This is a genomic window from Escherichia sp. KTE52 (genome assembly GCF_000408325.1).
Taxonomy (GTDB): Bacteria; Pseudomonadota; Gammaproteobacteria; order Enterobacterales; family Enterobacteriaceae; genus Escherichia; species Escherichia marmotae.
In genome coordinates, this window is sequence record NZ_KE138677.1 from 523801 (window position 1) to 536662 (window position 12862).

The 12862-nt window shown below is 52.1% G+C and carries 12 protein-coding genes; 4 read left to right on the plus strand and 8 right to left on the minus strand.

Going from position 1 to position 12862, the window contains the following annotated elements:
* The first annotated feature begins 61 nt into the window (after positions 1-61).
* On the plus strand, positions 62-523 hold the full coding sequence (locus tag A1SC_RS14605) for a YehR family lipoprotein (RefSeq protein WP_001516693.1): 462 nt from the start codon (positions 62-64) through the stop codon (positions 521-523).
* A 41-nt stretch (positions 524-564) separates the two neighbouring features.
* On the opposite strand, the gene A1SC_RS14600 is transcribed toward A1SC_RS14605, so the two are convergent.
* Genes A1SC_RS14600 through btsS form a run of 3 tightly spaced genes read right to left on the minus strand, consistent with a single transcriptional unit; the run spans position 565 to position 3483 of the window.
* On the minus strand, positions 565-1035 hold the full coding sequence (locus tag A1SC_RS14600; RefSeq protein WP_001516694.1) for a YehS family protein: 471 nt from the start codon (positions 1033-1035) through the stop codon (positions 565-567).
* Between the two features lie 46 nt (positions 1036-1081).
* Positions 1082-1801, minus strand: coding sequence for a two-component system response regulator BtsR (gene btsR / locus A1SC_RS14595; RefSeq protein ID WP_001516696.1), 720 nt, complete (start codon positions 1799-1801; stop codon positions 1082-1084).
* Positions 1798-3483: a two-component regulatory system sensor histidine kinase BtsS gene (btsS, locus tag A1SC_RS14590; protein WP_001516697.1), complete on the minus strand. Its 1686-nt coding sequence runs from the start codon at positions 3481-3483 to the stop codon at positions 1798-1800. Before btsS ends, btsR begins: the two co-directional genes overlap by 4 nt.
* Positions 3484-3708: 225 nt before the next feature.
* On the opposite strand from btsS, the gene mlrA reads away from it, so the two are divergent.
* Both mlrA and A1SC_RS14580 read left to right on the plus strand, forming a co-directional pair.
* Entirely contained in the window at positions 3709-4440 is a 732-nt protein-coding gene (gene mlrA / locus A1SC_RS14585) for an HTH-type transcriptional regulator MlrA (protein WP_001240391.1), read from the plus strand.
* Positions 4441-4499: 59 nt separating this feature from the next.
* On the plus strand, positions 4500-4607 hold the full coding sequence (locus A1SC_RS14580; RefSeq protein ID WP_001216965.1) for a protein YohO: 108 nt from the start codon (positions 4500-4502) through the stop codon (positions 4605-4607).
* On the opposite strand, the gene A1SC_RS14575 is transcribed toward A1SC_RS14580, so the two are convergent.
* From A1SC_RS14575 to bglX, 5 genes are all read right to left on the minus strand, one after another.
* Complete coding sequence (locus A1SC_RS14575) at positions 4588-5319, minus strand: ABC transporter permease (protein WP_001516698.1); 732 nt, start codon at positions 5317-5319, stop codon at positions 4588-4590. The genes A1SC_RS14580 and A1SC_RS14575 overlap by 20 nt on opposite strands.
* 4 nt (positions 5320-5323) lie before the next feature.
* Positions 5324-6250 carry a glycine betaine ABC transporter ATP binding protein YehX gene (yehX, locus tag A1SC_RS14570; RefSeq protein WP_000569388.1) on the minus strand — a complete coding sequence of 309 codons (927 nt, stop codon included), beginning with the start codon at positions 6248-6250 and terminating at the stop codon, positions 5324-5326.
* Positions 6243-7400: an ABC transporter permease gene (locus tag A1SC_RS14565; RefSeq protein WP_000940766.1), complete on the minus strand. Its 1158-nt coding sequence runs from the start codon at positions 7398-7400 to the stop codon at positions 6243-6245. Before A1SC_RS14565 ends, yehX begins: the two co-directional genes overlap by 8 nt.
* A 6-nt stretch (positions 7401-7406) precedes the next feature.
* Positions 7407-8324, minus strand: coding sequence for a glycine betaine ABC transporter substrate-binding protein OsmF (gene osmF / locus A1SC_RS14560; RefSeq protein WP_001131224.1), 918 nt, complete (start codon positions 8322-8324; stop codon positions 7407-7409).
* A gap of 255 nt (positions 8325-8579) precedes the next feature.
* Positions 8580-10877 (minus strand): beta-glucosidase BglX, encoded by a 2298-nt coding sequence (gene bglX, locus A1SC_RS14555; RefSeq protein WP_016248961.1) that lies wholly within the window; start codon positions 10875-10877, stop codon positions 8580-8582.
* Positions 10878-11072: 195 nt separating this feature from the next.
* Between bglX and dld the strand changes: the two genes are divergently transcribed.
* The gene (gene dld, locus A1SC_RS14550; protein ID WP_000097358.1) at positions 11073-12788 is read left to right on the plus strand and encodes a D-lactate dehydrogenase; all 1716 of its coding nucleotides are present in this window, start codon (positions 11073-11075) and stop codon (positions 12786-12788) included.
* Positions 12789-12862: the final 74 nt, after the last annotated feature.

Consider the following 12862-nt stretch of genomic DNA (forward strand, 5'->3'; position numbering starts at 1 on the left):
TATTCTATAGCGCCCTGGTGAGAGTCACCAGTTTTCTGATCTTGATAAAATGGAGTTTTACATGAAGGCTTTCAACAAGCTGTTTTCCCTCGTTGTTGCATCTGTTCTGGTTTTCTCTCTCGCTGGCTGTGGTGACAAAGAAGAATCAAAGAAATTTAGTGCCAATCTGAACGGTACTGAAATTGCCATTACCTATGTCTACAAAGGCGACAAGGTACTTAAGCAATCTTCAGAAACTAAAATTCAGTTCGCATCCATCGGTGCGGCTAACAAAGAAGATGCAGCTAAAACGCTTGAGCCGTTAAGCGCAAAATATAAAAACATTGCTGGCGTTGAAGAAAAATTAACTTTTACAGATACTTACGCACAGGAAAACGTAACTATCGATATGGAGAAAGTTGATTTTAAAGCCCTGCAGGGTATTTCTGGCATCAACATTTCTGCTGAAGATGCCAAAAAAGGCATCACTATGGCGCAAATGGAACTGGTGATGAAAGCCGCAGGCTTTAAAGAAGTGAAATAATCTGTCGGCGGCCATGTTCTTACATGGCCGCCATATCCGTCTTAGCTTTTCTTCACATGCTGGCGCGCTGCCAGCCCTCGCAGAAAATAACGCAAGAATTGATCACCGCATTCGCGGAAGTTTTTATGATCCGGTGCGCGCATCATTGCAGTAATTTCCGGCATGGAAACACGGAACTGCTGTTCGGTGAGGATCGCCAGAATGTCATCGGTTTTCAGCGAAAACGCGATGCGCAATTTTTTCAGCACAATGTTGTTATTAATACGACGTTCCGGCTCCAGTGCCGGTGCAGACTCATCCCTGCCGCGTTTTTCATAAATCAGGCCATTCAGGAATGAAGACAAAATAATGTCCGGGCAACGTTGAAATCCCTCTTCGTCTTCTTTACGCAGCCAGATAGCGATCTGATCGGCGGTAGCTTCAACATTGCTCAGCGCGAGAATACGCACCAGGTCGTTATTATTGGCTTTTAAAATGTAGCGCACGCTGCGCAGAATATCGTTACTTAGCATGAGGCCTTCAGGTGTTGATGAGGCAAAAAGCCATTTTAGCAGTCTTTTACAGGCCAATCGCCTCTTTTAAACTTTTCAGATAACGACGGCTGACCGGAACGGTTAAGCCATTACGCAAAATCAACTCCGCCTGGCCGTTATCCTCCAGACGAATCTCCTGCAAATGCGCGAGGTTAACCAGATACTGCCGATGACAACGCAGTAGCGGCGTACGACTCTCCAGGGTGCGTAAAGTCAGTTCAGTGAAGCCCTCTTTACCTTCGTGACTGGTGACGTAAACACCGCTCATCCGACTGCTGACAAATGCCACATCTTTCATTTGCAGCAAATAAATACGGCTGTGACCGGTACAAGGGATAAATTTCAGTCCTTGCTGATTCTCCGACAACAAGGAAACATCCTGCTTGCTGCGTTCCTGACGCAGGCGGGTCAGGGATTTCTCCAGCCGCGCTTCATCAATCGGCTTCAGTAGATAATCAAAAGCATGTTCTTCAAAGGCTTTAATGGCGTATTCATCAAACGCAGTCAGAAAAACGATATATGGACGATGTTCCGGGTCGAGCATCCCCACCATTTCCAGACCACTGATGCGCGGCATCTGGATATCGAGAAACAGCACATCCGGGCGCAGTTTATGCACCGCGCCAATCCCTTCCACGGCGTTTGAACACTCACCGACGATTTCAATATCGCTCTGCTCTTGCAAAAATACGCGCAGGTTTTCCCGTGCTAACGGTTCATCATCGACAATTAAGACTCTAATCATGCCTCATCCCTCCATGGCAGTCGTAACGTTATTCGGGTGTAACTATCAGGCTCACAGGCGACGCTGATCCCATAGTCATCGCCAAACCGTTCACGTAAACGCTTATCCACCAGATTCATCCCCAGCCCGCTGGCATTGGTTACCGGTTGATACAAACCGGCATTATCTTCGATCTCCAGCATTAAATGTTGCCCTTCACGGCGCGCGCTAATTGCCACTCTCCCGGTATCCAGTAGTTGCGATGTCCCATGTTTAATGGCGTTTTCGACTATCGGTTGTAGGGTAAACGCGGGCAACTGCTGCTGGGATAATTCCTCCGGAATAGAAATATTGACCTGCAAGCGCGACTGAAAACGCGCCTTTTCAATTTGCAGATAAGCGTTCACATGTTCAATCTCGTCAGCGAGAGTAACAAACTCCGAAGGCCGCTTTAAGTTTTTGCGGAAAAAAGTAGAAAGATACTGCACCAGTTGACTGGCCTGCTCACTGTCGCGGCGGATCACCGCTTTAATGGTATTAAGCGCATTGAACAGGAAATGGGGATTCACCTGGGCGTGTAACAGCTTGATTTCCGACTGCGTAAGCATCGCTTTTTGCCGCTCATACTGCCCGGCGAGGATCTGCGCCGAAAGGAGTTGTGCGATCCCCTCACCCAGCGTGCGGTTGATCGAACTGAACAGGCGGTTTTTCGCTTCATACAATTTGATGGTTCCCACCACCCGCTGATTTTCGCCACGCAATGGAATAACCAGCGTTGAACCTAACTTGCACTGCGGGTGCAGAGAACAACGGTAAGGCACTTCGTTGCCGTCGGCGTACACCACTTCGCCGGTTTCTATCGCTTTTAAGGTGTACGTAGAAGAGATTGGCTTACCGGGCAGATGGTGATCATCGCCAATTCCGGTAAACGCCAGCAGTTTCTCACGATCGGTAATCGCCACCGCCCCAATATCCAGCTCTTTATAGAGCACTTGCGCCACTTTCATGCTGTTCACTTCATTAAAGCCCTGGCGCAAAATCCCTTCTGTCGAGGCTGCCACTTTCAGCGCCGTGGCAGAAAAAGCCGAAGTGTATTTTTCAAACATCGCGCGCTTATCAAGCAAAATGCGCATAAACAGCGCCGCGCCCACGGTGTTGGTTACCATCATCGGCGCAGCGATATTACTCACCAGACGCACGGCGTCTTCATAAGGTCGGGCAATCGCCAGAATAATCAGCATCTGCACCATTTCCGCGACGAATGTAACAGCACCTGCGGTAATCGGATTAAAGACTTTATCGGTGCGCCCGCGACGGATCAGGATGCTGTGTACCAGCCCCCCGAGCAAACCTTCGACGATGGTCGAGATCATGCAACTCAGCGCGGTCATGCCTCCCATCGAGTAACGATGTAACCCGCCGGTCAGACCAACCAGCCCGCCCACCACCGGGCCGCCCAGTAAGCCGCCCATCACCGCGCCAATCGCCCGGGTGTTGGCAATAGAATCGTCAATGTGCAGCCCGAACCAGGTGCCCATGATGCAGAAGATGGAAAAGACGATATAGCAGAGAAATTTATGCGGCAGACGAACCGTGACCTGCATTAATGGTATGAATAATGGCGTTTTACTCATTAACCACGCGATAACCAGAAAAACGCACATCTGCTGAAGCAGCAGCAACACCAGATTAAAATCGTACATACCCGCAAACCACAGATCCCTTAAACATGCGTAACATACATTGCCTGCGTTTAACTTTCTTTGAACTCTTGCAGAAAAATGAGAATTCGTGATTACGATCACTCAAAACAATCTGGCAAAAACAAAATCACCCTGAAGATGAACAAAAAACGGGCAAAACTACCTGGTTCGCAAAACTACGTCTAAAGTTAAACCGGGACCTCGCGAGCAAGGGTGGTAGGATGGATGGCGCTTTACACAATTGGTGAAGTGGCGTTGCTTTGTGATATCAATCCTGTCACGTTACGCGCGTGGCAGAGACGTTACGGATTGCTGAAACCACAGCGGACCGACGGCGGTCATCGCCTGTTCAACGATGCGGATATCGACCGGATCCGGGAGATCAAACGCTGGATCGACAACGGCGTGCAGGTGAGCAAAGTCAAAATGCTACTCAGTAATGAAAATGTTGATGTGCAGAACGGCTGGCGCGATCAGCAAGAAACTCTGCTTAATTACCTGCAAAGCGGCAATCTGCAAAGTCTGCGAATGTGGATCAAAGAGCGCGGTCAGGATTATCCCGCTCAGACCCTCACCACACATCTGTTTATTCCTCTGCGCCGACGGCTTCAGTGTCAGCAGCCAACCCTCCAGACGTTGCTGGCGATCCTTGATGGCGTGTTGATCAACTACATCGCCATTTGTCTGGCCTCGGCACGTAAAAAACAGGGCAAAGATGCGCTGGTCGTCGGCTGGAATATTCAGGACACCACCCGCCTGTGGCTGGAAGGCTGGATCGCCAGCCAACAGGGATGGCGTATTGATGTTCTCGCTCACTCGCTCAATCAGCTACGCCCGGAACTGTTCGAAGGCCGAACATTATTGGTATGGTGCGGTGACAACCAGTCTCCCGCCCAGCAGCAGCAACTTACCCACTGGCAAGAGCAAGGACATGATATTTTTCCGCTTGGCATTTAATGATTCGTTAACAAATGCGCTTTACTGTACAATCCTTTCGTTAACATAAGGAGTGCATTATGCGCATAGCTAAAATTGGGGTTATCACCCTGTTCCTGTTGATGGCGTTAGGCGGTATCGGTGGCGTCATGCTCGCAGGTTATACCTTTATTTTGCGTGCTGGCTAAGTCGCTGCACCAGCCGTTCAAACAGGCGGTCTACGATGATCGCCGCCAGTGCCACCAGCAACGCCCCCTGAATGACATAAGCGGTATTAAATCCGCTAAGTCCGATGATGATCGGCGTTCCCAGCGTGCTGGCCCCGACCGTTGAGGCGATGGTCGCCGTGCCAATGTTGATAATCACCGAAGTCCGCACGCCAGCCAGAATCACTGGTGCGGCCAACGGTAACTCCACTTTACGCAATCGCTGACTCCGGCTCATTCCCATACCTTTGGCAACGTCTGTCACGCTATCATCAATCGCTCCCAGTCCGGCAAGTGTCGCCTGTAAGATGGGCAATACACCATAAAGGATCAGCGCAATAATCGCTGGCTGCAGACCAAACCCCATCACCGGAACGGCAATCGCCAGTACCGCTACGGGTGGAAAAGTCTGCCCAACGGCGGCTATGTTTTCCACCATCGGGCGAAACTCCGCGCCCCACGCGCGAGTGACCGCAATTCCTGCACCGACGCCAATAGCCACGGCAAACAAACTTGAGATCCCCACCAGCCAGAAATGGGCCAGCGCCAGGGAAGCAAAACTTTCTTGCTGATAAACAGGCCGCGGCAGTTGTGGGAATAAGGCACCGAACAGCGGCTGGCTGTATGGCAGCCAGAAAATCAGCGCCACAAACAGGGCAATCAACCAGAAAAGCGGATCGCGCACTATTTTCATGCGATTACGCCTCCATCAGCAGATCCTGAAAATGCAGTGTGCCGCAAGGTTGGCCTTGAGCGTTAACCACCGGCAGCACTTCACAGCCACGGGCGACAAACAATGAGAGTGCATCGCGTAGCGTCATCTCTTCTGCCAGCGCCTCACCTTCAGCACGTTCGTTGCGGCGCACATAATCGGTCACACTGCGTAACGATAACAGGCGCACGCCCAGCTCGCTGTGACCAAAAAACTGGCGCACAAAATCATTCGCCGGACGGGTAAGCATCGCCAGCGGATTGCCCTGCTGCACCACTTCACCATGATCCATCAGCACCAGATGCTCCGCCAGGCGCAGCGCCTCATCGATATCATGAGTCACCAGCACAATGGTGCGCCCCAGCAAACGGTGAATGCGCGTCATCTCTTGTTGCAACGCGCCGCGCGTTACCGGATCCAGTGCGCCAAACGGTTCATCCATCAGCAAGACTTGTGGATCGGCAGCCAGTGCACGGGCAACCCCCACGCGCTGCTGCTGACCGCCGGAAAGCTGATGCGGATAACGCTCGCGTAAATTTGCCTCCAGCCCCAGTAGCGCCATTAATTCGTCGATACGATCGTCAATTCGCGCCCGCGACCATTTTTGTAATTGCGGTACGGTGGCGATATTTTGCGCCACGCTCCAGTGGGGAAATAAACCTATCGACTGAATGGCGTAGCCCATTCGGCGGCGCAGCTCCAGCACTGGCAGCGAACGAATCTCTTCTCCGGCAAAACGGATCACGCCACTGTCGTGCTCCACCAGGCGGTTGATCATCTTCAGAGTGGTTGATTTACCGGAGCCTGACGTGCCAATCAGCACCGAAAAGCTCCCCTCCTGAAAATTGAGATTGAGATCGTTAACGGCCTTTTGCGTGCCGAACTGTTTGCTGACATGGCTAAATTCAATCATGACTTTTCACCTTCAGCAGTGCGATAACCAAATCGAACAGCGCGTCGATCAGCACCGCCAGTACAATCACCGGGATCACCCCCAGCAACACTAAATCAATGGCACTGCTTAACAGTCCCTGAAAAACCAGCGCACCAAAACCGCCCGCGCCAATTAACGCCGCAATCACCGCCATACCGACGGTCTGCACCATTACCACCCGCAGACTGCGTAGAAATACCGGCAGCGCCAGAGGTAACTGGACATGAAGGAGTCGCTGCCCCCCGCTCATGCCCATTGCTCTGGCGCTTTCCAGCACATCGCGCGGGATCTGGTTCAAGCCCACTACCACGCCGCGCACCAGCGGCAACAAGGCATAGAGCACTAGGGCAATCAATGCTGGCGTCATGCCTGTTCCTGCTATGCCGAGCGTCCCCAGCCACGGAAAGGTAGCGGCCAGTCCGGCAAGCGGTGCGATCAACAAACCAAACAGCGCCACCGAAGGCACGGTCTGAATGACATTGAGTAAAGAAAAAATCGCCCCCTGCCGCGCGGTGGAAAAGTAGCACCAGACGCCCAATGGTACGCCGATAACCAGCGCAGGCAGTACCGAACCAAACAGCAGTGCCAGATGTTGAGCCAGTGCATCATCGAATACATCCTGACGGTTGGCATACTCTTTCATTAACGAAAGATCGTTAAGCGTGCCAGAGAACAGTAACCACAACGGAATAATGGCGATCTGAATATGCAGCAACCAGCGCCATAGCGGATGCGTGGAAATTCGCCGGATAGCATCGCTACAGGCCAGCAGCGCCAACGCCGCAGCCAGCCAGAAGCCACTGCCGAGGCTGGTACGCGCCAGGGCGCTACCACTTTGCGCCAGTTGCGTCGCGGCTTTTCCTGCCCCCCATACCAGCAAAATAAACACCAGTTGCGCGAGGAGAAAAGCAAAAATGCTGCCTTTTCTTCCGGGAACGAAACAAGCAGTCAGCCATGCGCAACCAACGCCCACCAGCATCCAGATGGTTTGCGGCCACAACTGCCAGAGTTGTCGACCTTCACCAGAAACTAATCGGTTAGGTGCGTAACTGATAAACGGCAACGCCGCTGCTATTGCCATCAGTAACAGCAGCAACGCCAGAACAGAGTTAATACGAAGATGCGCCACGGGAAATTACTTCGTCCACCCTTTTTGTTTCAGGTAGTCGGCAGCCACTTTTTTCGCGTCCAGCCCTTCTACAGCAATACTGGCATTCAATTGCTGCAACGTCTTTTCATCGAGGCTGGCGAAGACAGGCTGTAGCCACTGCGCCATTTGCGGATACTCTTTCAACACCGACGCACGCACCACTGGCGCAGGCGCGTAAATTGGCTGGACACCTTTCGGATCGCTTAATGTTTGTAGCCCCAGCGCTGCTACCGGGCCGTCAGTACCGTAGGCCATCGCCGCATTAACGCCGGACGTTTGCTGGGCTGCGGCTTTAATCGTCACTGCCGTGTCGCCACCTGCCAGTGACAGCAACTGCTCCTGATCGAGTTTAAATTCATAGGCTTTTTCAAAAGCGGGCAACGCATCGGCGCGTTCAATAAACTCTGCCGAGGCCGCCAGTTTAAAGGTGCCACCGTCTTTCAGATAACGACTGAGATCGGCAAGCGAAGTGAGTTTGTTTTTTTCTGCCATATCCTGACGCACGGCGATGGTCCAGGTGTTATTCGCAGGTGCGGGCGTCAGCCAGATTAACTGGTTTTGCTCTGCATCGAGTTTTTTGACCTTCTCGTAGCCTTGTTGCGCGTTTTTCCATGCCGCATCGTTTTCATCTTTAAAGAAGAAAGCACCATTGCCGGTGTATTCCGGGTAAATATCCAGTTCGCCCGAAGTAATCGCCCCGCGCACCACTGGCGTGGTGCCAAGCTGGACTTTATTTACCGTGGGAACGCCGTGGTTTTCCAGCACCTGCAAAATGATGTTGCCGAGCAGTGCGCCTTCGGTATCGATTTTCGAACCGACTTTAACGGGGGAAGCCGCCTGTAGCGGCAGGCTCACGGCGGCTATCAAAACCAGTGAACCGGCCTGGAGCTTTGAGAGTGGCATGATGCTTTCCTCATTCTTTTACTGTTGTTTTCAGAGAATTAAGAAAAAAGCATAGTTGATAATGACGGGATTAGCCTGACAGGACGAATTCAGTGGCAGAATCAGATAAATACTGAAGAGGGAAATACTGCCCGCGTTTTCTTGCCGGATGCGGCGTGAGCGCCTTATCCAGTCTACAGGGTGTTTGCAACCTGTAGGCCTGATAAGCGCAGCGCATCAGGCAAAGGGCGCAAACGTCGCGCCCTTCATAAAGAGTTACAGCAACTCAAACTCGCCTTTCTTAACGCGTGCAGAATCAGTGCCGATAAAGACGTTGAACTTGCCGGGTTCGGCGTCATATTTCATCTGCTGATTCCAGAACTTCAACGCCTCAATATCGATCGGGAAGCTGACGGTTTGGGTTTCACCCGGTTTCAGGGTGATTTTCTCAAAGCCTTTCAGTTGTTTCACCGGACGGCTCATGGAAGCCGTCACATCCTGCAAGTACATCTGGACAACCGTCGCCCCTTCGCGTTTGCCGGTATTTGTCACCTGCACGCTGGCGGTCACTTTGCCGTCACGCTTCATGGTCGGCGCAGAAAGTTTCACATCAGAGACGGTGAAAGTGGTATAGCTCAGACCATAACCGAACGGATAAAGCGCCCCGTTTGCTTCATCGAAATAACGTGAAGTGTATTTGTTTGGCTTGTCGGCGTTATACGGACGCCCCGTGTTCAGATGGCTGTAATAAACCGGGATCTGCCCGACAGAACGCGGGAAGGACATCGGCAGCTTGCCAGACGGGTTGTAATCGCCAAACAGCACATCGGCAATCGCATTCCCGCCTTCAGTACCGGCAAACCAGGTTTCCAGAATCGCGTCGGCTTGCTGATCTTCTTTCACCAGCGCCAGCGGGCGACCGTTCATTAACACCAGCACCAGCGGTTTACCAGTGGCTTTCAGGGCAGCAATCAAATCGCGCTGGCTTTGCGGGATGGTGATATCGGTACGGCTGGAGGCTTCGTGCGCCATCCCCTGAGCTTCACCGACCACAGCCACCACCACATCAGCTTGTTTCGCGGTCTGCACCGCTTCATCAATCATCTCTTGCGGCGAGCGCGGATCGACTTTTACCGCTTCTTCATACTGATTCAGGAAGTCTATAATGCCTTTATCACTGGTAACGTTCGCACCTTTGGCGTACAGCACTTTACCGTTTTCACCAACGGCATTTTTAATCCCGGTTAGCACAGTCACGGATTGATCGACGACACCTGCTGCCGACCAGCTTCCCATTACGTCACGTTTGCTGTCTGCCAGTGGGCCAACCACCGCAATGGTTGCTGATTTTTTCAGCGGTAACGTTTCGAGACGGTTTTTCAGCAACACCAGGCTTTCGCGCGCCACTTCACGTGCTTCTTTGCGGTGCAAACGGCTTTCGGCATTGGTATCCGCCGGGTCAGACTCTTTCGGCCCAAGATGGCTGTACGGATCGTTAAACAACCCCATATCGTATTTAACGTTCAACACGTGGCGAGTGGCGTCATCCAGTTCTTCCATCGTCACTTTGCCGGATTTGATCAAACCAGGCAGATACTTCGAGTAATACTCGTCACTCATGCTCATATTGATACCGGACTTAAGCGCCACCCGCACCGCATCTTCCGGGTCTGCCGCCGTGCCGTGTTTGATCAGCTCTTTGATTGCACCATGATCGGAAACCGTGATGCCTTTAAAACCCCACTGATCGCGCAGAACATCTTTCAGCAACCAGGAATCGGAAGTTGCCGGTGTACCATTGAGCGAGTTCAGCGCCACCATCACCGCGCCGCTGCCTGCATCCAGCCCCGCTTTGTACGGCGGCATATAATCATTAAACAGACGCTGCGGACTCATATCGACGGTGTTGTACTCTTTACCGCCTTCTACCGCACCGTAAGCAGCGAAGTGTTTAACGCTGGTCATCACCGAGTAGCGATCTGCCGGACTTTTGCCCTGCATCGCTTCAACCATAGTTTTACCCATAATTGAGGTGAGATACGTATCTTCGCCAAAACCTTCGGAAGCTCGTCCCCAGCGCGGATCGCGCGAGACGTCGACCATCGGCGCCCAGGTCATGTTCAGGCCATCGTCTGCCGCTTCATAAGCTGAAACGCGCCCCACGGTTTTCACTGCATCGAGGTTAAAAGAGGACGCCAGACCAAGGCTAATCGGGAAAACGGTACGCTGACCGTGCAGCACGTCGTAGGCAAAGAAGAGAGGAATTTTCAGGCGGCTTAGTTCCATCACCTGATCCTGCATGGCGCGGATATCCTGGCGAGTCACGGTGTTAAAAATCGCCCCCACCTGCCCATCTTTGATCATCTCGCGGATCGCCTCTTTCGGGTTATCCGGGCCAACGCTGATTAAACGAAGCTGACCAATTTTCTCATCAACCGTCATTTTCTTGAGCAGATCGGTGACGAATGCATCCCGCGCTTCGGGCGTTAATGGATGGTTGCCGAACAAATCATCCGCCAGTGCTGGTTGTAGGGCCAGACTCACCGCGATACCTACTGAACATAGCCATTTCATATGGATTTTTCTTCCTCTGTTGCCCGACGTGGCAGCGAAAATGGTGCAAAAACCGTAGTTTGCCATAAGCATGATGGAGAGAGAAAAAGAATGCTCTGTTTATTGTCTGAATTTTCAAAATATTCACTCGCTGAATTGTCGTACAAGGCGCTATTCTAGTTTGTGATGTTTTTTCGCCACCACAAGGAGTGGAAAATGTCTTCCATGACAACAACTGATAATAAAGCCTTTTTGAATGAACTTGCCCGCCTGGTGGGTCATTCACACCTGCTCACCGATCCCGCAAAAACGGCCCGCTATCGCAAGGGCTTCCGCTCCGGTCAGGGCGACGCGCTGGCCGTTGTTTTCCCAGGCTCGCTACTGGAGTTGTGGCGGGTACTGAAAGCCTGCGTCACCGCTGACAAAATTATTCTGATGCAAGCCGCCAATACCGGCCTGACCGAAGGCTCCACGCCAAACGGTAACGATTATGATCGCGATATCGTTATCATCAGCACCCTGCGACTCGACAAACTGCACGTTCTCGGCAAGGGTGAGCAAGTGCTGGCATATCCTGGCACCACGCTTTATTCGCTGGAAAAAGCCCTGAAACCATTGGGGCGCGAACCGCACTCGGTGATTGGTTCATCCTGCATTGGCGCATCAGTCATCGGGGGGATCTGTAACAACTCCGGCGGCTCGCTGGTACAGCGTGGTCCGGCGTATACTGAAATGTCGTTGTTCGCGCGCATTGATGAAAACGGCAAACTGACGCTGGTCAACCATCTGGGGATTGATCTGGGCGAAACGCCGGAGCAGATCCTCAGCAAACTGGATGACGATCGCATCAAAGATGATGATGTACGCCACGATGGCCGCCACGCCCACGATTATGATTATGTTCACCGCGTGCGTGACATCGAAGCCGACACCCCCGCACGTTATAACGCTGACCCGGATCGACTGTTTGAAGCCTCCGGCTGCGCCGGTAAGCTGGCGGTATTCGCGGTACGTCTCGACACTTTCGCAGCAGAGAAAAATCAGCAGGTGTTTTATATCGGCACCAATCAGCCGGAAGTCCTGACTGAAATCCGCCGCCATATTCTGGCCAATTTTGAAAATCTGCCGGTTGCCGGGGAATACATGCACCGGGATATCTACGATATCGCGGAAAAATACGGCAAAGACACCTTCCTGATGATCGATAAACTTGGCACCGACAAGATGCCACTCTTCTTTAATATCAAAGGGCGTACCGATGCGATGCTGGAAAAAGTAAAATTCTTCCGCCCGCATTTTACCGACCGTGCGATGCAGAAATTCGGCCATCTGTTCCCCAGCCATTTGCCACCGCGTATGAAAAGCTGGCGCGATAAATATGAACATCATCTGCTGTTAAAAATGGCGGGCGATGGCATTGGCGAAGCCAAATCCTGGCTGGTGGATTATTTCAAACAGGCGGAAGGTGATTTCTTTGTCTGTACGCCGGAGGAAGGCAGCAAAGCATTTTTGCACCGTTTCGCAGCAGCAGGTGCGGCAATTCGTTATCAGGCGGTGCATTCCGATGAAGTCGAAGACATTCTGGCACTGGATATCGCTCTGCGTCGTAATGACACCGAGTGGTATGAGCATTTGCCGCCGGAGATCGATAGCCAGTTAGTGCATAAACTCTATTACGGCCATTTTATGTGTTACGTCTTCCACCAGGATTACATCGTTAAAAAAGGTGTGGATGTGCATGCGTTGAAGGAGCAGATGCTGGAACTATTGCAGCAGCGCGGCGCACAATATCCCGCCGAACATAACGTTGGTCATTTGTATAAGGCACCGGAGACGCTGCAGAAGTTTTATCGCGAGAACGATCCGACCAACAGTATGAACCCGGGGATCGGTAAAACCAGCAAGCGAAAAAACTGGCAGGAAGTAGAGTAAATACGGCTGGATGCCTGATGCAGATGTAGGCCAGATAAGATGCGCAGGCATCGCATCAGGCACGGGCACCTAAT